The organism is Dyadobacter chenwenxiniae, from assembly GCF_022869785.1.
GTDB lineage: Bacteria > Bacteroidota > Bacteroidia > Cytophagales > Spirosomataceae > Dyadobacter > Dyadobacter chenwenxiniae.
The window spans coordinates 456,151-474,746 of sequence record NZ_CP094997.1 but is presented as its reverse complement, the minus strand read 5'-3'; the positions used below and the strand labels follow the sequence as shown (position 1 = coordinate 474,746).

Below are 18,596 nucleotides of genomic sequence, written 5' to 3'. Positions count from 1 at the left end.
TATGAAAAAACTTCTGCCGCTCGTTTTTTTGCTTGTTTTGGCATCCTGTAATGATGACAAAAATCAGCCGGCTCCCCATCCGGACCCGGCCATTCTGGCGAAACAACAGGCGCCTTTTGGAGCGACGCCGGTTGATGTCAAACTCAAAAAATTGCTTTACAATGGGAAACTGTTTGCAGAATACATGTATGAAGGCGATCTGCTCCGTGAACAAAAGAAATATCTATTGTTTGATGTTCCAGGACATTATCAAACCGGAAGCTTCAAAAGAGCCGGGGGCATTCTGAAATCCTACGATGTCGAAGCTGCGCAATGGATTGCTGAATCCCAGTATGTCTCGGATGTTTTCAAACCTTCCTATTCGATTCGTTTCGATGCGCCCGTTAGTGACACATTGAGAACTGTCACGGAGGAGAATTTGATCTTTTTGGAAAATTTTTACAGGACATATATTCTTGATAAACAAGGTTATATCAAACGTCAGGAATTCACAGAGCGAACCAATACAACCGAAGATTTCACGATCACATATACAAGAAATGCGCAGCATAATGTTATCGCTAGTTCAGTCGTATATGCAGCCCAACCTGCCCTTGCCAGTCGTGTTGTGTATGAATACGACAGCCACCCAAACCCGTTTTTCAAACTCGGAATTGACCGCAATGGACAATTAGCCATGCACTCACTGAGTCCGAATAACATTGTGAAAGAAACCGTTATGGATGCAAACGGCCCCGTTTATACCATTGAATACAAGTATGAATACGCCGCAAACGGTTATCCAAGTAAAGTCAAAGTGGAATCCAAAGCTCAGGGTTTCGCTGCCTACACCATGGACTTTTCGTATTAATACAGACAACTTAAACACCAAACTGAGTCAGGTGATGATTCAAATGTTTGTAAAACATTGTGTTCCACTCCTCACTGCTTAGTTTGCCAAAAGACAATGATTCTTTGCCTTCAAAATAGCCGGAGCCCAGTTGTTCCGACTTTCTTATATAGCCGATTAGCCTGCTCTTTTCTGTTTCAAAGTCCTTTTTGTCTTTAATGAGAAACGCGGGAGCCGTTTGCTGGCTTTTCTTGTAAGGTTTATCACCACAAACCGTGCTTTTCGCCATCATCTGGATAAACCATCGCATGAGCGCGTTGGGCTTAGGATGCTTATTCTCAAATGCCATTTCATAGGCCACATTGCAATGCGCCATCATTTGCGAGACCTCCATCTTGCCCCATTCGGGCCGGGTTTCCGGCGTAAGGTTATTGATCCTGTCAATGACTTTCGCCGCTACTGCTGGTTCGAAGATGTTTTCCATATTAATTGTATGTTATGCTATGGGATTGAGGCGATAATTTTCAGGCTGTGATTATGAAACGTCAGTATGGCTTTCAATATAATCCTTGTGCCTTTTCAATTCAGAGCCGATTATCTCACCAATTTCCGAACTGCTCAGCATATCATGGTAAGTCTTTTCGATTTTATAAATGTTAGCTGTGCTGGTCACAGTAAAGGTGTTCTCAGCCATCAAAACACTTACAGAAGAGTGAAAGTCGAAATTTTTATCATGAGTATACTTGAAATGCTTGAATAGAAAAACAATTGTCAGGAAAGACGTTCTTTCGTTAACTTTCTGCCTATACTCGCTTATAGCGTCGGGCATATCATCAGAAGAATAGTTGTTCGCAACAAAAGAATAATCTAGTGTGTTGTAAAACTTTTCAAATTTCCTAGACTGCTCGAAAAACGCATTGAACAAAGGTTGGATTGAGTTATCGTATAATTTAAGAATTAATTCACTGTTTTTCTCAATTCTCGGCTTTTTGCTAAGTAATCGTTTCTCCAAAAGGGCCAGTTCTTTATCGAAGTCACCAGGATCTTCAATATTTTCACCTTTTGCTCCCCTGATCATTAAATCCAATGATTGCACAAGGTTAGCAGCTATGAAGTTTAAAAACGGCTCAAATATTCCACTGTCAGCTTGCCGTAGCGCCGCAAAATATTGCTGTTTTTCCTCTGTCTTTATGATGACTGGCGGGTAATTGAATTGCATTAAAATGAAATTCATCAGAATCCGGGCAGTCCTTCCATTGCCGTCATCAAACGGATGAATACGAATAAATTTATAGTGAAATTCAGCCGCCAATAAGATCGGATTAACGCTTGTAGAATTCATTCTCTGACGATACCAGTCAACAAGTTCACCCATCATCGCAGGAGTTTCCTCTGGCGCAGCAAACCTGAAAATTTCTCCGGTATTTGTCAAAACATGATTAGGCTGATTTTTATACTTACCAATCTCTACCCGCTTTTTGGTTGGCAATCCTTCCGCAGTAATTGCGTCAACTGTATAAGACTCTTTAAGTAAAAGTGTATGAATTTCACGAATAAAGGACTCTGTAAGCGGATAATCGCCTTTAACAATATCTAAAATCCATTCAATAGCCTTATTATGCCCTTCAATTTCAATGTGGTCTTTCAGGGGTTTGCCTTGGGCAGTTAACCCGAACAGAATCAATGCCTTAGTCTCACCATATGTCAACGAATTCCCTTCAATCCGATTGGAATGGTAATTCCAGTCAAGCCGGAACTTTTGCATAATTCTTAATTCCTGCTCCTTGCTAATGGGCCGGAGAGCATCCAGTTCCTCTTTAAGAATAACAGCGCGTTCAACTGGCTCCATTGATCAATTCTTTTTGTAAAGCTATTTAATACGATTTATAAAGTGACAGATTACAGGGATTTTTTACGTCTCGTTTTGGGTCGGCAGAAGCGATCCAGGCATGTTGTTACATCCCTCCGGGATTTGCCTAATGTTGGCATAATAACATTGCTACCGATATTGCATCGCTCCGCGATTTGGCGTTGACGCAAAGTTGGCTTTCAAGGATAACAAAAAATATTGGTAGCAAAGATGTAAATCATGCCGAATGTGCAATCCCGGCGGGATGCAACGAGGTCCTCAACGCTTCCAGGCACCAATATGCCTCAGCAACATCGTCACCGTCTCGCATTGATCAATGGCCTTGACTGCCAGATGCCTGCTTAGATTCCACTCGTCTGTGGAGCGCAGATAGTGCAGGAGCATATCATTGTGCAGCCGCTCGATTTCGATCGGGTCGTTTTCGTAATCCAGAAAATGTTGTAAAATTTCTTCTGCTGTCAGCGCAGGTTGCGCTTGTTGTTGTTGTTGTGTGCTTGACATAATAGTGATAATTGGACGTTTTGTGCAACAAAAAACGGTGCCGCACTTACCGTTGTCCAACCTATCACAAGGCAATGGTGTTCAAACCATTACGGCAGTAACGACACCGTTCATTGGTATACGCAATGAGTCGGAGCACAAGCAATGCCAGCAATGAAATGTCGGCACTCTCACGCCTTGTGATAATAATTGGACGCTTTAAAGGTAGGAGGAATTTTGAGAAAGGCAAAAAGCAGCATTATAGCATTTACAATTCCAAGGCCAATGCAATAAAAGCTATATCTAAAAAAGAGTCTCGCAATAGTTTCATTGAAAGGAAACTATTGTTAGCTTTGTGAAGCATACACACTATCAATATGAACAAACTCTTTGACATTGTTATTCTCGAAGACGCATATGCTTTTTTAAGAAGTCTTGACCACAAGCATTCGGAAAAGATACTTTATAATATCAGGAAAGCACAAATATCACTTGATCAAGATTTGCTGAAAAAGCTAAACTACGAGATTTGGGAATTCAGAACACTTTACCAAGGATTACAATATCGACTTCTTGCATTTTGGGATAAATCAAATCCAAAAGAAACACTGGTAATTTCAACACATGGATTTATCAAAAAGCAAAGCAAGATTCCGGATAATGAAATTGAAAGAGCTAAGCAAATCCGCGTTCAGTACTTTCGAGAAAAGAACAATCCAAACACAAAAACAAAATGAAGACTTACTCACTCGATGAGGTTCAGGACGATATCATTGGCAAAGTAGGAACGCCTGGCCGTGATAAATTTGAGTACGAACTGCAAATGGACTTAGTCGGACAAGCCATAAAGCAAACGCGTCTGGAGCGGCATCTTACCCAGGAAGAACTTGGAAAGCTGATCGGCGTTCAAAAAGCGCAGATTTCCAGATTGGAAAACAACGCCGGGAACGTTACGCTCGACACACTTATGCGGGTTTTTGCAGCTTTGAAAGCTCAGGTTAAATTACACATTGAGCTTGCCAACATCAATTTTGCGGAACAATAATATTCCGCCCTAAGCAAGCATCTTCTCAAAACAAACACTGTTCGCCACCCCGATATACTGGCCGTAATTTTCAATCACCTGGTAATCATTCTTTTTATAAAGCGCAATCGCTTCTGCCTGGCGTTTGCCGGTTTCGAGCACGCAGCGTTTAAAACCGAGCTCTGCGGCCCAACTTTCCAGCTCTTTCAACAATGTTGTCGCCACGCCCTTATTTCTGCCGGCTTCGGCAACAAACATCCGCTTCACTTCCATCGCATCGTCTCCAAAAGCTTTGATAGCCCCGCAGCCGATTGCACCGTCATTTTCATAAGCCAAAACGACATGTTTAATCATATCGACTTTGTTGTATTGATTATAAAAAGCATGCTCATCGCCATCGGTTACCGCTAAATAAGCGTCCAGAGATTTTATCAGCGCAATGAAATCAAGATGTTCGGAGTTGGTTCTTACAAGTTGGATCATGGAATGAATTGGAACTGATGTCAAAATGTTAACCCAGACTTCGATTTTGAGGTTCCCAATTTACAACCATTAGCCTGGGATTTTGTCTTTCAATTTGTAACTTGTTGAACTTTAACCTTTCGATCATGAGACTATTGCGATCAGGTCTTTCCATAACTTTTTTGCTTTTTCTTGCTATCACAATCTCATGCAAAAAAGATCCCGAGCCGGGTATAAATTGCGGATGCAACGGTGCTCCTTACAAGCATTTTGAGAATGTGGATGCCAGCCACGTTGGCAGCGGCAATTATGTGATTTTTGAAACTGCGGATACAACAAGTCGCGTTTTTGCTGTGGCTTGCGATGCGGATACCACATTGGCAAAAAGTCCGAAAACTACATCACGGGATTATGTACTAACAGGCGATTTACTTACGCCTTGCCGTGAGTTTCAAACTATGATGTACCAAATTGAGCGGATGAGTATAACCACAATCAGAAAGAAATAGACCATTATCATCACCGCAACTCGTCCAACTCCACAACCTTCGCAGCGGCTCAAAGATCAGCTTCGCCGCCTTGATGGGCAATAGCGCTCACTGCATTCAGTAAATTTTTGTATATTCGAATGAACCAATGATTAAGGCCATGCAATTCGGACAGGTAAGTATCGACCCGGAAATTATGAGTGGAGCACCAGTTTTTGCTGGAACGCGCGTTCCAATTAAAAACCTTTTTGATTACATCGAGGGTGGGGAAACGCTTGCAGAATTTCTCGATGATTTCCCTTCAGTAACAAAAGATGCCGCATTAACCGTCCTTGAAATGGCAAAAAAGACATTGACTACTGAAAAAGTATTACATGAAAATTTTGCTTGACGAGAGTTTGCCGCGTAAGCTTCGTCAGGATTTTAGCCCAGAGCATGGTTGCCCCATCACCGCAACTCGTCCAACTCCACAACCTTCGCAGTCCTCGTCAGCAAATGAATGATGAGCCAGGCGATCAGATAAGTGCAGCCGCATATGGTGAAGATAATGTTGTAGCCTCCTTCCAAATTCCCGGCGGCTTTGTAACTATCCAATAAATTCCCGATCAGGATTGGAAATAAGATCCCCCCAACTGCCCCGGCCATACCGCCGATGCCGACCACTGAGCTTACGGCTTGTTTCGGAAAAAGGTCGGATGGTAAGGTGAAAACGTTCGTTGCCCAGGCTTGGTGAAGCGCTACGGCGAAGCTGATTAAGCCAACGGCGATCCAGACGTCGTCTGCAAATTGAATCAGAATCACAGATAATTCCAGGACGGCGAAGGCGAGTAAAACGGCCTTTCGAGCTTTCAATGTAGGCCAGCCCTTCTTGATGAGCCAGGAAGATAAATAGCCTCCGGCAATGCTGCCGATCGTGGTTGCGGTATAAATCAGCATTAATTCCGGGCTTATTTTTTTGAGATCCAGGCTAAATGTTGATGCAAAATAGGATGGTAACCAGAAGAGGAAAAACCAGTAAATGGGGTCAATAAGGCCCTTTCCCGTAATGTATGCCCAGGTTTGCGGAAATGTGAAAAGTTTGATCCATTGCACGGGCTGTTTCTTGGTGTCAAGTTCATCCTGATCCTGACCACTCACAATGTATTGCAATTCTGCGGCGCTGAGGCGCTTTTGCTGGGCAGGAATGTCGTAGTAAATCAGCCAGAAAACCAGCCACACGAAACCTAGCGCCCCTGTAATCCAGAACACTTCCTGCCAGCCGTAATGACTTAATATCCAAGGCACAAGCATCAATGCCACCACCACGCCTACGCTGGTTCCGGCATTAAAAAGACCTGTCGCCAAAGCACGCTCTTTCTTGGGAAACCATTCTGCAACCGTCTTAACGGCCGCCGGATAATTCCCTGCCTCACCCAAACCAAGCCCCACCCGCGCTAATCCAAAACCGAATGCGCTCCCGGCAACGGCGTGCAACATCCCGGCAATGCTCCAAAAAACAATCGTGATTGAATAACCCATTTTTGTCCCGATCTTATCAATCAGCCAGCCAAACAGTAACAATCCCACTGCATAAGCAGCCGTGAAAGCCATCACGATTCGCGCAAAATCCGTTTCTGTCCACGCAAATTCTTTTTCAAGAATGGGTTTGAGCAAACCAATGATCTGCCGATCGAGATAATTGATAGTCGTAGCGGTGAAAAGCAGCACGACGATGAGCCAGCGGTAATTCTTGGTTTTGTTCAGCATTACAAAGCGAGTTTGCTTTTGAATTGAAGGAAATGTGCTTTCAAGCCATCCCAATCCTGATCTTGAATTAATTTTTTGTCAAATAATTGCCCTCCTACCCCGAGGCCATTGGCTCCGGCTTTCAGAAATGCCGCCATATTTTCCAAGCCAACGCCGCCGGTTGGAAGCAGTTTGAGCTGGTTCATTGGCGCTTTGAGATCTTTAATATATTCCGGACCGAGCGAGGTTGCGGGATAGATTTTTACCATGGTCGCGCCTAGCGTCCACGCATTATAAATCTCGGTTGGGGTGAATGCGCCGGGAAAAATAGGCACCTTCTTTTTTACGCACGATTTGATCACTTTTTTATTGATGATCGGCGTGACAATAAACTGAGCACCAGCTTCCAATGCTATTTCCAGATCATCTTTCGTGCAAACGGTTCCTGCACCGATATTCAGCCCTTCTCCCTCTGTTTCCAATGCGAGCCGGATCATTTCCGCAGCGCCGGGCGTGTTCATAGTGATTTCAATGGTTGTCAGTCCTGCCTGGCGGTAAATAGGCAGGATTTTTCTCACGTCGTCAGGTGAAATATTGCGGATAATGCCCACCAGAGGCGCTTTGTTAAACAGTTCCCAGGAAAATGTACGCTCACTCATAAGTTTATTTTGTTCAATAGTAAGTTCTGAAATTCGAATATTTTGATCTGTCCGGCCGTGGCTGCATTGTCCACCATGTCGGGCGGCACAATGATGGCGCGCTCGCCAAGTTGCAGCGTTTCGATAGCTTTCTTATATAGTGCATGCAGATTCTGGCCGCTGCAAAGAACGAGCTGCCAGTTTGCTTCACGCTTTAATTGCCGCAGTTCCGAGCCAATTAGTACACCGCTCAAATACATTGCATTTTGTTTTTTATTAAATAAATCAAAAAGTTGCCTCGTCCTTACTGTAAATAATGCATTTAAAATCTCGGCATGCTCCGATTCTTTAATTCCTACTTCAAAAGCCGCCCATTCCAAAGCACTGATCTGCTCATTCGAACCCACTGTTAATGAGTCTTTTAAAATGCTATGATTGGCCATCACATTAAAAACCTCGCCCGTCATATAAGTTTTAAAATCAACCAACACGCCGTTTCTGACATATAAATGCTTGGAATGCGTCCCGGGAAGCACAAAAATCGCATCCTTAACACCCGAAAGATCAACCATTTCCGCCAACCCAATCAACTGCGTCTCCTCACCCCGCATCACATCCCGACTGCTTCTGACGCCTGAAAACAACATTATGTCATTGGACAAAACCTGATCTGCTTCATGATATTTGACTAAAACATCCCCCCCATCCAAACCAAACGGGAGCTGTGCATAAGGAATTTCCTGCATGCCGATAGAGGACGAGGCCATGCCGGATATTAGGATTGTAATGTTATCCAAATTAAGGCCGACTTTGGCCGATAACGTCTCTGTTTGATTTCTTAATTGTTGTTTGAAGAATGCTGCGCGTTCGATTTGGCTTGACTCGCTTTGTTTCCATAGGTCATAAGTTTGGCCGATTCCGTTTTGGGAGGTGAGTTCGGCTATTATTTTATGGTCCTCCCGGCTGATTAATTGTAGCCGGAAAGACGTCGTTCCCCAGTCGCAGCAGAGAAGGTGTTTGTTCATTTTTTGTTAGGTTTACAAATTTATAAATGACTATGCAGCAAAAGGCATAGGGGCTTGGGTGGCGTCCTGGACGTGCCTTCGACTCCGCTCAGGCTGACAAAAAAGAGGCGTCGAGCCCATTCCTGCGACCGCTTTGGCTGACAGGGCAGGTTCCCTTCCCTTACGGCAGGGCAAACGCAACGTACGTTCCGCCCGCTTTTAACCCGTAACGCGCTCCGCCGGCTGCAATGGCGATGTATTGCTTGCCGTTAACCATATAGGTGATCGGTGTGGCGAAGCCTCCGGCGGGTAATTTGTATTCCCATATAACCTTTCCTGTTTTCGTGTCGAATGCTCTTAACTTTTCGTCATAAGTGGCGGCGATGAATAGCAAACCGCCAGCCGTGACGATGGGACCTCCGTGATTTTCTGTGCCTGTCGGCGGGATTCCCTGCTTTGTTAATTCAGGATATTCGCCTAGTGTGACTTTCCAGAGATATTCTCCGGTGTTGAGGTCGATGGCATTTAATGTTCCCCAGGGGGGTTTGATGGCTGGATAATTGTCCTGGTCGCGGAATTGAATGTTGCCGTTGTTGATGTAAGGCGGTGCATGCGGGAAATCTGCGATGGTTTTTTGAATGTCCGAAACAGCGTGAATGTCGTTAGCCGCTGGTTTTGTTTCCATGTTTAGCAGGAAATTGATGAGCTCTTCGCGGTCCGCTTTCGGAATGTGCTGGAACGATGGCATCCTGTTGCGGCCGGTTTCCAAGAGCGAGCCAATTTGCGCGCTGTTCATTCTCTTTCCAATGTCTTTCAAGGATGGGTATGCTTGCGTTCCAGCAGTTGCCGGGGCACTTTTGCCGTCGGTGGCGTGGCAGGCGGCGCAGTTTGTGTTGAATAAAACATTGCCTTTTGAAAGCGCTTTTCCGTCGGACTTTTCTTTTGCGTCACGCATTTTAAGCCACCAAAGCATGTTATTGGCATTTACATACATGATGCCGTTCGGATCGGCGGCGGCTCCGCCCCACTCTGCCCCGCCACCTATGCCGTAAAGCAGGCTTCCTTCCAATGTGGGCGGCAGGTTTTTGGGGCCTTTAATGCTGTTTGTAAACCTGTCGAGCACGTAGGCGTGTGCTTCGGGTGTGCGGGTTGTGATGTCAGCTTCTGTTAATGTCTGGTTTGCGAATGGCGCTGGTTTTACGGGAACGGGCTGCGTAGGCCAGGGATGCTCGCCGGGTAATGCGTTGGTTGTAGGTGCAGGAATTTCTTTTACATCAAATAATGGTTTGCCTGTGTCGCGGTCGAAAAGGAAAATGAGGCCGTCTTTGGTTGCCTGCGCTACGGCTTCTACGGTTTTGCCTTTGCTTTTTACGGTAATCAGGTTTGGCGGACAGGGAATGTCGCGGTCCCACAGATCGTGGTGAACGGTCTGGAAATGCCATCTGCGCTTGCCGGTTGCCGCATCGAGTGCAATGACGCAATTGGCAAACAGGTTGGCCCCTTTTCTTGCGCCTCCATAAAAATCCACAGATGGCGAACCTGTTCCCAGAAACACAGTTCCGCGTTTTTCGTCAATCACCATTCCAGCCCAGCAATTGGCTCCGCCGAGCTTTTTATACGAATCTTTTGACCACGTTTCGTAACCATATTCTCCCGGAAGCGGGATGGTCCTGAAAACCCAGGCTAGCTTGCCCGTGCGCACGTCGAATGCGCGAATGTGGCCTGGTAATGCGTCGCCGCCTTCGGAAACGGACGAACCGGTGATGAGTAAGTTTTTGTAAATAACGCCGGGCGTCGTGGAGCGAATGTTGAAATTGTTAACGTCATAACCGTAAGTCTCTTTATCACCCAGTCCTTCGTGAAAATCGACTTCACCGTTTTTACCAAATTCTTTTACCAACTGCCCATTATCTGCATTAATGGCATATAATGTGGAGCCGGCTGTGTATAAAATGCGTTTGTCATTGCCATCCTGCCAGTAAACCACACCGCGCACGGGATGGAATCTCGGCCGCACATTAGGGTCAGCATAGGGATCGAATTTCCAGATTTCTTTGCCCGTTGCTGCCTCAATGGCAAACACTTTCAATCGCGGCGTGGTGCCGTACATAATGCCATTGATCACGATGGGCTGACATTGCATGTCCCCGCTGCGCTGCTGCTGATCCTTGTTTTCGCCCGTGTCGTACGACCAGGCCAATTGCAGGTTTTTAACATTGTCTTTGTTGATCTGCGCGAGCGTGGAGTAGCGGCTTCCGCCGTTGTTACCGCCATATACGGGCCAATCCGCATCCGGGTCCGTAGACTTTCCAGGTTTTGAAAACCTGGAAAGTCTCATCCCGCAAAAAAGAATTACTACCAACAAAAAAATCAGATATTTTGCAGCATTTCGGGTCATTTTATCAATAATTGGGCGCTGGCAGGCGCTTTGTTTAATTTAAATTCGGGTTAATCGACGTCGGCGAAGACTTTCCAGGTTTTGAAAACCTGGAAAGTCTCATCCTGCAAAAAAGAATTATTACCAAAAGAACACTTAGATATTTTGCAGCGTTTCGGGTCATTTTCTTAAAAATTGGGCGGCTATGTGCGCTTTGTTAATTCAAATTCGGGTTAATCGACGTGTCCGTGTAAGGCAGCGGCAGCAAGTAATTGGCTTTTGTGATCGGTTTGATCGGCTGCAAATCGTCCGGACTTTTCTTTGCATTGGCCTCCTCCACTTTTTCCAACCTCACCAGGTCAAACCAGCGCGTCCTTTCGCAGGCAAATTCCCAAGCGCGTTCCTGCACAACGGCATCCGCAAATTGAACAGCATTAAGGCTTCCTACCGCCAACGGCTTAGTTCCCGCAGGAAGAGCACGCAGGCGAACCTGGTTCAAAGCATCATAAGCAGCCTTGTCCGGCCCGCCGGTTCCGCGCGCTTTTGCCTCCGCGTAAACCGTCAGCACGTGCGCATAACGCATCATCACAGACGGCAGCGAAATGCTTGAAGTCACAATGTTGCCTTTGATATACCATTTTTGATAATAAGGATGCTTGGTAAGGCTGCTCTGCCAGGGAATTTTGGTGGCTCCCAATCCGAACTCGGTGCGGAATGTGGCGTCTTTTCTCGGCCCGGCAGGGAAATCGCGGAAGAAATTAAGCTCGGCAAACATATCATCCCAGCCACCTTCTTCACCCGGCATGGTGGTGTTTCCATAAGTTGCATTGGCCGTTCCGCTTCCGGCTGCGAATCCGCTGATCTGGAAAACAGCTTCCCTTGTCCCGGCGGATGCAGGATCATTTTCAAAAACGGCTGCAAATGTGGGCAAAAGCTCAAAACCGTACAATGCACGGTTATCAATCACTTCTTTGGCTTTGGCTGCAGCGAGGTCATATTTATCTGTTTGTTTCAAAGGCCAGCCAGCCATTGTCAGATAGACATCTGCCAGAAACGCTTTGGCAGCACCTTTGTTTGCGCGGCCCGGATCGCGTTTTGTATCAGGCAAATTCGTCTCTGCGATCTTTAAATCGGCAATGATCAGATCGTAAACCTGCTGGGGCGTGGACTTACCAACAGTTAACAGATCGTCCGAATATTCACCGGCTGTGATGAGCGGAATGTTGCCATAAAATCGAACGAGCCAATAGTAAGAAAACGCACGGATAAAATGTGCTTCACCCACGATAATGTCGATCGTTGCTTTTGTTCCAACCGTTTTTTCCCAATTATTAATCACGTTATTTGCTCCCTGAATGGCCTTGTAGCAGCCTGTGTAAACGGCATTGGAACGCTGGTTGGTCGTTGACGGATTGAACTGGTCGAATTCCCGCCAGTCGGCCTTGTTACTGGCCGGGTGGGTGGTCACATCGTCGCCGCCCAGCATTGCCGCCTGCGCCCCAGGGTGAATAAATCCGTAGGACCATTGCGATCCCAGCCCTTTGTAAGCGCCTGTCAGCGCCGATTCGAGGCCGTCTTGTGTGGAGAGCACATTTTCTCCGTATAACAGGCCGGTTGTGTCTTCTTCCAGATAATCCTTGCAGCCGGCGCCTGTCAAAAGCATTGCCGCCAATATGAGTAAGTTATATTTTTTCATTTTTTGATTTAAATTAAAATCCAAGATTAAGCCCGATTGTGTACACTTTGGCATTAGGATATGAACCGCGGTCGATGCCCATGGCAGTGTCCGTGTTGGATCCGACATTGCTGGATTCCGGGTCCGGTCCTGTGTATTTTGTGAAGGTCAGAACATTGGTTGCACTCGCAAAAACACGGATCGTGGCTTTGTCTTTAAAGATCGAAGTCGGCACGTTGTAAGAAAGGCTCACGTTTTTCAACCTTACATAACTGCCGTTTTCAACAAAGCGGCTGGACTGTGTAAATGGCTGATATGTTTTGGTAAAGGCAGGAATGTCAGAATTCTCATTTCCAGGACGATAGTAATCCCTGATTTCGGTCAGCAGGAACTGCCGCGCCTCTCCTGATCCCGACATAGCGCCTGCCCTCGTGTAATTAAGCTTATCCAATCCGAACGCACCTTGAAAGAACACATTCAATGTTAATCCACTGTAAGTAAATGTGTTATTCCAACCGCCTGTCATTTTCGGGAATGCGCGCCCGACGATCTGGAAGTCATCTGTTGTAATTGCATTGTCGCCATTCACATCTTCATAGCGTGGATCACCCGGCACGCGGCCCTGTAGTGCAGCGGCATCCGCGTCGGCCTGCTTGAATGTTCCGAGGTAATTCAGTCCCCAGTAAGAGCCAAGTGGTTCGCCGGGTTTCAGCATAAATTCATTGGTAATCGACATCCCGCCGCCAGCGCCAGTGCCCGTTCCTAAACGAGGCAATCCGCCCAGACTCAGCACCTGGTTTTTTAGTGTTGAGAAATTCAGATTAGTTTCCCAGGCAAATTTGCCGCTTTCGATGGGCGTTCCGCCTATGGCAAATTCAAAGCCTTTGTTTTCGATTTCACCTACGTTTCTAACCTGTGTTCCGCCACCTGCGTAGTTGGGTAGCGCCACATTCAGCAGCAGATCGGTTGTGTTTTTATGGAAATAGTCTGCCTCCACATGCAGGCGGCCATTCAGGAATTCCATTTCAATGCCGACATCCGTTTGCTTGGTTGTTTCCCATTTCAAATTCTTATTTCCCTGATTTCCCTGGATCACACCTGCCGTAATTGCCGTATTGTTAAAAGCCATTTGCGTGGTGTTATAAGGCGATAATGTTGCATACGGATTGATTGCCTGGCTGCCCGTCATCCCCCAGCTTGCACGCAATTTCAGGTTACTGAACACATTCATGTTTTTGATAAACTCCTCCTCAGAAAGCCTCCAACCAAGTGCTACGGAAGGGAAAACACTGTTGCGGTTATCCTTGCTGAACTTAGAAGAACCATCTCTTCTGATGGCTGCTGTTACCAGATATTTGTCCCTGAAAGCATAGTTCACACGTCCCAAAAATGACAGCAACGTCCATTTCGAATAACCCGAAACGACTGTCGCCGCTGAGTTTCCGCCAATGTTGTCATAACCAAGCTGCGGGAAACGCAAGCCTGTGGCGGTTGCCTGGAAATTCCTGTCTGTGAATTGCTGTGTTTCCAAAACGGCCACTGCATTGATGGAATGGTTACCAATGGTCGTGTTGTAATTCAGCGCATTGGTGTTTTGCAGCGTTACCTGTTCAGAAGAATAGCGCGATGCGCTCGGGTTGTTGTTAGACAGCCTTTTGCCCGTAAAATTCTTGTTCTGCGCATTCAAATAATTGATCGCATATTGCAAATCCAGGCTTAGTCCTTTGATCGGCAACTGCCAGTTCAAGCCGCCGATTGCATTAATATTCATGCGGTCAATGTCATTGGATTTGTCATATAACTGATCCAGCGGGCTCCGCGAAACAGAGCCGATTGGATCAGCAAACGTGGGCTGACCGTCTTCGCCGTAAGCAGGCGTTGTAGGGGCCCATTGCAACGCTTCTATCAATGCGCCGCCGCCATCTGTGTTATGGTTCATGGATTTTGCGCCCGACAGATTCAGTCGCATGGAAAGCTTTTTGTTGATCTGAGTATTCAAATTCGTCCGTAAAACGTAACGTTTGAAACCGCTGTTTTCGACGATCCCGCTTTGCTTTACATAGTTTCCTGAGACTAAAAACGACGTCTTATCATTTCCGCCAGAAACGGTGATTTGCTGCTGGGTCCCGCTGCCTTTTCTGTAAACCAGATCCTGCCAGTCCGTGCCGCCATTTTGTTTAAAGTTCGCTATCTGCGCTTCGGTAAAAGGCGTGTTCGAACCCGTTGCGATAGCTCTTGAATTGACGATTTCGGCAAATTCACCGGCCGGCAGAATGTCAAATGTCTTAATCACATTTGATACGCTTCCCTGTCCTTCGTAATTTACTTTAAGCCCTTTCGCGCCTTTTTTGGTGGTGATAATGACAACCCCGTTCGCACCCCGGCTACCATAAATCGAAGTCGAGGCGGCATCTTTCAAAATTTGAAGTGACTCAATATCAGCAGGGTTAAGCAAATTATAATTCGCCCCCACAAAACCATCGATTACATATAAAGGATCATTGTTTCCCAAAACAGAATTAGCCCCCCGCACGCGCACGCGAGCATCGCCACCCGGCGCACCATTGGACTGCGTCACCTGCACACCCGCGGCACGGCCCTGCAGAACCTGGTCGAGGCGCGTGATGGGTTGCTGTGAAAATTCCCTTGTAGAAACCACGGACAAGGCACCGGTAACATCCGTTTTCTTTTGCGTTCCATAGCCCACCACAACAAGCTCGCCCAAACTGGTGGATTCCTGGATCAACTTCAAATCAATCGATGTACGATTGTTAATAGCGACCGTCTGGCTTTGATAGCCAATGAAAGAGAAAACCAGACTTCCGTTTCCGGGCGCATTAATCGCAAAATTTCCGTCTGCATCCGTGACGGTTCCCGTTGTGCTTCCGCTTAACAAAATGCTTACACCGGGCAGGGCAACATTATCCTGATCGGTCACTTTACCTGTCAATCTGCTGCTCTGGGCAAAGACGTAGCTTTGGCTCAGAATGAGATGTAACAAAACCAAACTTACAAGTTTTTTCATAGTTTAAGGCAAATAGATGTTTATAGATAAGATTTGAATAATGCAATTTTTAATGAGTGAATGATTGAATGATTGAATGAGGGGAATCGTCGGGTTGTTGGTGCGGTGGAGATTGGGTTTTTACCAGTCTACTACGGAGCCGTCTAGTGCGTTGTAGGTTTCGGGGTTTTTCCAGTCGTGGCCGATTTTGTCTTTGAGCTGGTCTTCGTCGAGTTCTATTCCCAGGCCGGGGCCTGTGGGAACCATTACGGTGCCGTCTTTTTGCAGTTTAAATGGGTTTTTCAAATATCCTTCTCCCAATGTTACCTGCTCCTGAACCAAGAAGTTGGGGACGCTGGCTGCGAGCTGTAAACCGGTTGCCAGCGAGATCGGACCCATGGGATTGTGCGGGGCGATGGGCACGTAATAAGCTTCGGCCATTCCGGCGATAATGCGGCCTTCCGTAATGCCGCCTGCATGGCAAAGATCGGGCTGGACAATGCTGGCTGCGCCTTTTTCAAGGATTTCGCGAAAGCCCCACTTGGTAAAAATGCGCTCACCGGTCGCAATCGGCAAATGCGTTCCGCGGGCAATGTCAACCATTGTGTCCACATTTTGCGCCTGGCAAGGTTCTTCGATAAACATAGGCTGATATTGTTCCAATTCTCTAATCAAAACCTTAGAAGTCTGCTGCGAAATGGCGCCGTGGAAGTCAATGGCAATGTCCATTTCTGGTCCGCCCGCTTCCCTCAGAGATGCAAAATTGTCGGCTGCGAATTTGATAAATGCCGGGTTTTCAACAATGTTGGCCGGGTTTTTCTTGGCGACGCCTGTTTTGATTACGGTAAAGCCTTCTGCCTTGCGCTTCTTCATGTCTTCGGCATTGGCTGCGCGGCCGTACACACGCACACGGTCACGCGTTTGCCCACCAAAAAGCTCGTAAATCGGCACATTCAAAAGCTTGCCCTTAATGTCCCACAATGCCTGGTCTATCCCGCTCAGAGCGCTTGTCAGAATTGGTCCGCCGCGGTAAAATGCATGGCGGTAAATGGCCTGCCAATGGTGCACAACCTGCCTTGGATCTTTGCCAATCAAATAAGGCTCCACTTCTTGAATGGCCGTTTTGATGGTCAGCGCGCGGCCTTCCAGAAGCGGCTCGCCGAGGCCGGTCACGCCTGCATCGGTGTGGATTTTCAGGAAGATCCAGCGTGGTTTCACCAGGAACGTTTCCAGCTTGGTAATCTTCACGCTGCCATATTCTCGGAACGGCGCGGGCGTGGAGGCGTAAGAGGTTTTAGGCAAAAGCATGGTTCCCATCGCAGCCACACCCAATACGGACTGGATGGCTTCCCGGCGGGACATTCCTTTTTTTGTTGCGTTCATTTGCGTTATGCGTTTAGGTGGTTTAGACTTTCCAAGTCTTGAAGACTTGGAAAGTCTGCGGATATCAAATTACCAGTTATGAATCGAGCCGTCCGGCGCTTTCAGGATCGGATGCGGGAATTTGGTTTTCTCTTTCACCTCCATGACGAATGTGGCTTTTTTCGGGTCAAACTTTACACCCAAGCCAGGACTATCATTGAGATACAACTTGCCATTTTTGAAATTGATAAAATCCTCATTGAAATAAGGCGGACGCTCCGGTTCCCCGCCGCCGAGCTCCATCATGGCCCGCATCGGACTGCTTGAACCCAGCACATGGACAAGCGTTGCCGTGGAAAGCGGCCCGGTAAAATGCGGGATCATGCCTACATAATGCGTCTCACACATAGACGCGATTTTCTTGAATTCTCCAATGCCACCCGTGTTGGGAAGCGTAAAACGAGTGTAATCGATCAGCCTGTTTTCGATCAGCTCATTGGTATCCCAGCGATCTCCGAACTGCTCCCCAACGGCAATAGGGACTTTGGTCATGGACCTTACATTTTTGTAAACGCCCGGATTTTCCGAGCGGACAATGTCCTCGATAAAGTAAGGTTCGAGGTCTTCCAATGCGGTGCAGATCTTCAAGCCGTCGGTCAGATCGAAGCGCGTGTGCAGGTCAATGGCCCATTTGCCGCCGCCGCCCACGGCAGTGTCTATTCTTTTACAGAAGTCGATGGTCTTTTTAACATTATCATAAAAATCAAAAGGCTGGTCACCATTGCCTCCCGTCGGGCCGATGCGGTAGGACCTTAGTCCGGCTGCTATGCAATCCTGGGCTCTTTCTTCCTCGGTTTTGCCTGTGGAAGCACGAAAACCGGTTGCATAACATTCAATGTAATCACGGGTTGCGCCGCCTAGGAGCTCGTAAACGGGCACATTCAGTGCTTTGCCTTTGATGTCCCAAAGCGCCATTTCCAAAGCGCCTAATGCGTGCAGCTTCTCGCGACCTGGGGGATAGAACATGCCTCGATACACATTCTGCCAAATGTGCTCAATGCGGAACGGATCTTCACCGATCATCATTTGCGCACATTGCTCAATCATATCTTTTGAGCCGCCTTCGCCAATGCCAATAATGCCGCCATCGGTTTCAATTTCCACGATGCCACGGGCTTGGTTGAAGAGCGGCTTGTTATAGCCAGGTGCTGCGTAGTAGCGGATTTTGGTAATCTTCATTTTTGACGCGGCCTCGGCTTTCATTGCCGGCAAGCCCGTCATAACGGCTGCCGAGCCAAGCGCTGCTGATTTTAGGAATGTTCTTCTATGCATATCGAAATTGGGTTCAGGTTAATTTAAAACGGTTATTAACAGGTTGCCCCGCTGGGGCTGGGTTTTATTGCCATTCTTTTTGCTAGAAACAGGTTGCCCCGCTGGGGCTGGATTTAATTACCATTCATCTTGCTAGAAATAGGTTGCCCCGCTGGGGCACCATTCGCGCGATACGTTTTTGCAAAAACGCCGCCCCGGAGGGGCATCCCGTTTCTAGCAAAAGATAATCGTTGTGTTAGCCGGAGGCGTCTCCTAACCTGCATGACATCGTTCTATGCATTTTGCAACCGTCTGTTCATTAATCGATTAAGCATTTATTAAAAAAA

The 18,596-nt window shown here is 46.9% G+C and carries 17 protein-coding genes; 5 read left to right on the top strand and 12 right to left on the bottom strand.

Features of this window, described 5'->3' with window-relative positions:
- The first annotated feature begins 1 nt into the window (after position 1).
- Positions 2-850: a hypothetical protein gene (locus MUK70_RS01910; RefSeq protein ID WP_234655608.1), complete on the top strand. Its 849-nt coding sequence runs from the start codon at positions 2-4 to the stop codon at positions 848-850.
- A 10-nt stretch (positions 851-860) separates the two neighbouring features.
- Here the strand turns inward: MUK70_RS01910 and MUK70_RS01905 are convergent, their stop codons facing one another.
- The 3 genes from MUK70_RS01905 to MUK70_RS01895 all read right to left on the bottom strand — a co-directional run bounded on the left by MUK70_RS01905 (position 861) and on the right by MUK70_RS01895 (position 3,200).
- The gene (locus MUK70_RS01905) at positions 861-1,313 is read right to left on the bottom strand and encodes a DUF1569 domain-containing protein (protein WP_234655609.1); all 453 of its coding nucleotides are present in this window, start codon (positions 1,311-1,313) and stop codon (positions 861-863) included.
- 51 nt (positions 1,314-1,364) lie between these two features.
- Positions 1,365-2,678, bottom strand: coding sequence for a Fic family protein (locus MUK70_RS01900; protein ID WP_234655610.1), 1,314 nt, complete (start codon positions 2,676-2,678; stop codon positions 1,365-1,367).
- 279 nt (positions 2,679-2,957) lie between these two features.
- Positions 2,958-3,200 carry a hypothetical protein gene (locus MUK70_RS01895; RefSeq protein ID WP_234655611.1) on the bottom strand — a complete coding sequence of 81 codons (243 nt, stop codon included), beginning with the start codon at positions 3,198-3,200 and terminating at the stop codon, positions 2,958-2,960.
- A gap of 356 nt (positions 3,201-3,556) precedes the next feature.
- Here MUK70_RS01895 and MUK70_RS01890 point away from each other — a divergent pair, with 356 nt between their 5' ends.
- Positions 3,557-3,916: a type II toxin-antitoxin system RelE/ParE family toxin gene (locus MUK70_RS01890; protein WP_234655612.1), complete on the top strand. Its 360-nt coding sequence runs from the start codon at positions 3,557-3,559 to the stop codon at positions 3,914-3,916.
- The gene (locus tag MUK70_RS01885) at positions 3,913-4,224 is read left to right on the top strand and encodes a helix-turn-helix domain-containing protein (RefSeq protein WP_234655613.1); all 312 of its coding nucleotides are present in this window, start codon (positions 3,913-3,915) and stop codon (positions 4,222-4,224) included. The genes MUK70_RS01890 and MUK70_RS01885 overlap by 4 nt, the downstream gene beginning before the upstream one ends.
- Positions 4,225-4,233: 9 nt before the next feature.
- On the opposite strand, the gene MUK70_RS01880 is transcribed toward MUK70_RS01885, so the two are convergent.
- Positions 4,234-4,686, bottom strand: a complete 453-nt coding sequence (locus tag MUK70_RS01880; protein ID WP_234655614.1) for a GNAT family N-acetyltransferase — start codon at positions 4,684-4,686, stop codon at positions 4,234-4,236.
- Positions 4,687-4,811: 125 nt separating this feature from the next.
- On the opposite strand from MUK70_RS01880, the gene MUK70_RS01875 reads away from it, so the two are divergent.
- Positions 4,812-5,174 (top strand): hypothetical protein, encoded by a 363-nt coding sequence (locus tag MUK70_RS01875; protein WP_234655615.1) that lies wholly within the window; start codon positions 4,812-4,814, stop codon positions 5,172-5,174.
- Positions 5,175-5,313: 139 nt separating this feature from the next.
- Positions 5,314-5,544, top strand: a complete 231-nt coding sequence (locus MUK70_RS01870; RefSeq protein WP_234601996.1) for a DUF433 domain-containing protein — start codon at positions 5,314-5,316, stop codon at positions 5,542-5,544.
- Between the two features lie 56 nt (positions 5,545-5,600).
- Here the strand turns inward: MUK70_RS01870 and MUK70_RS01865 are convergent, their stop codons facing one another.
- The 8 genes from MUK70_RS01865 to MUK70_RS01830 all read right to left on the bottom strand — a co-directional run bounded on the left by MUK70_RS01865 (position 5,601) and on the right by MUK70_RS01830 (position 18,270).
- A complete protein-coding gene (locus MUK70_RS01865) occupies positions 5,601-6,899 on the bottom strand; it encodes an MFS transporter (RefSeq protein ID WP_234655616.1) in 1,299 nt (432 codons plus the stop codon).
- Entirely contained in the window at positions 6,899-7,537 is a 639-nt protein-coding gene (locus MUK70_RS01860) for a bifunctional 4-hydroxy-2-oxoglutarate aldolase/2-dehydro-3-deoxy-phosphogluconate aldolase (protein WP_234655617.1), read from the bottom strand. The genes MUK70_RS01865 and MUK70_RS01860 overlap by 1 nt, the downstream gene beginning before the upstream one ends.
- Entirely contained in the window at positions 7,534-8,541 is a 1,008-nt protein-coding gene (locus MUK70_RS01855; protein ID WP_234655618.1) for a 2-dehydro-3-deoxygalactonokinase, read from the bottom strand. The genes MUK70_RS01860 and MUK70_RS01855 overlap by 4 nt, the downstream gene beginning before the upstream one ends.
- A gap of 160 nt (positions 8,542-8,701) precedes the next feature.
- Positions 8,702-10,858, bottom strand: coding sequence for an outer membrane protein assembly factor BamB family protein (locus MUK70_RS01850; RefSeq protein WP_234655822.1), 2,157 nt, complete (start codon positions 10,856-10,858; stop codon positions 8,702-8,704).
- A gap of 256 nt (positions 10,859-11,114) precedes the next feature.
- Positions 11,115-12,593 carry a RagB/SusD family nutrient uptake outer membrane protein gene (locus MUK70_RS01845; RefSeq protein ID WP_234655619.1) on the bottom strand — a complete coding sequence of 493 codons (1,479 nt, stop codon included), beginning with the start codon at positions 12,591-12,593 and terminating at the stop codon, positions 11,115-11,117.
- Between the two features lie 13 nt (positions 12,594-12,606).
- A complete protein-coding gene (locus tag MUK70_RS01840) occupies positions 12,607-15,597 on the bottom strand; it encodes a SusC/RagA family TonB-linked outer membrane protein (protein ID WP_234655620.1) in 2,991 nt (996 codons plus the stop codon).
- A gap of 120 nt (positions 15,598-15,717) precedes the next feature.
- A complete protein-coding gene (dgoD, locus tag MUK70_RS01835) occupies positions 15,718-16,959 on the bottom strand; it encodes a galactonate dehydratase (RefSeq protein ID WP_234655621.1) in 1,242 nt (413 codons plus the stop codon).
- A 69-nt stretch (positions 16,960-17,028) separates the two neighbouring features.
- Entirely contained in the window at positions 17,029-18,270 is a 1,242-nt protein-coding gene (locus MUK70_RS01830; RefSeq protein WP_234655622.1) for an enolase C-terminal domain-like protein, read from the bottom strand.
- Between the last annotated feature and the right edge of the window lie 326 nt (positions 18,271-18,596).

Bases quoted from the DNA above. Each gene is read 5' to 3' on its own strand.
- MUK70_RS01910 (WP_234655608.1), top strand. From the start codon at position 2: ATGAAAAAACTTCTGCCGCTCGTTTTTTTGCTTGTTTTGGCATCCTGT.
- MUK70_RS01905 (WP_234655609.1), bottom strand. From the start codon at position 1,313: ATGGAAAACATCTTCGAACCAGCAGTAGCGGCGAAAGTCATTGACAGG.
- MUK70_RS01900 (WP_234655610.1), bottom strand. From the start codon at position 2,678: ATGGAGCCAGTTGAACGCGCTGTTATTCTTAAAGAGGAACTGGATGCT.
- MUK70_RS01895 (WP_234655611.1), bottom strand. From the start codon at position 3,200: ATGTCAAGCACACAACAACAACAACAAGCGCAACCTGCGCTGACAGCA.
- MUK70_RS01890 (WP_234655612.1), top strand. From the start codon at position 3,557: ATGAACAAACTCTTTGACATTGTTATTCTCGAAGACGCATATGCTTTT.
- MUK70_RS01885 (WP_234655613.1), top strand. From the start codon at position 3,913: ATGAAGACTTACTCACTCGATGAGGTTCAGGACGATATCATTGGCAAA.
- MUK70_RS01880 (WP_234655614.1), bottom strand. From the start codon at position 4,686: ATGATCCAACTTGTAAGAACCAACTCCGAACATCTTGATTTCATTGCG.
- MUK70_RS01875 (WP_234655615.1), top strand. From the start codon at position 4,812: ATGAGACTATTGCGATCAGGTCTTTCCATAACTTTTTTGCTTTTTCTT.
- MUK70_RS01870 (WP_234601996.1), top strand. From the start codon at position 5,314: ATGCAATTCGGACAGGTAAGTATCGACCCGGAAATTATGAGTGGAGCA.
- MUK70_RS01865 (WP_234655616.1), bottom strand. From the start codon at position 6,899: ATGCTGAACAAAACCAAGAATTACCGCTGGCTCATCGTCGTGCTGCTT.
- MUK70_RS01860 (WP_234655617.1), bottom strand. From the start codon at position 7,537: ATGAGTGAGCGTACATTTTCCTGGGAACTGTTTAACAAAGCGCCTCTG.
- MUK70_RS01855 (WP_234655618.1), bottom strand. From the start codon at position 8,541: ATGAACAAACACCTTCTCTGCTGCGACTGGGGAACGACGTCTTTCCGG.
- MUK70_RS01850 (WP_234655822.1), bottom strand. From the start codon at position 10,858: ATGAGACTTTCCAGGTTTTCAAAACCTGGAAAGTCTACGGACCCGGAT.
- MUK70_RS01845 (WP_234655619.1), bottom strand. From the start codon at position 12,593: ATGAAAAAATATAACTTACTCATATTGGCGGCAATGCTTTTGACAGGC.
- MUK70_RS01840 (WP_234655620.1), bottom strand. From the start codon at position 15,597: ATGAAAAAACTTGTAAGTTTGGTTTTGTTACATCTCATTCTGAGCCAA.
- dgoD (WP_234655621.1), bottom strand. From the start codon at position 16,959: ATGAACGCAACAAAAAAAGGAATGTCCCGCCGGGAAGCCATCCAGTCC.
- MUK70_RS01830 (WP_234655622.1), bottom strand. From the start codon at position 18,270: ATGCATAGAAGAACATTCCTAAAATCAGCAGCGCTTGGCTCGGCAGCC.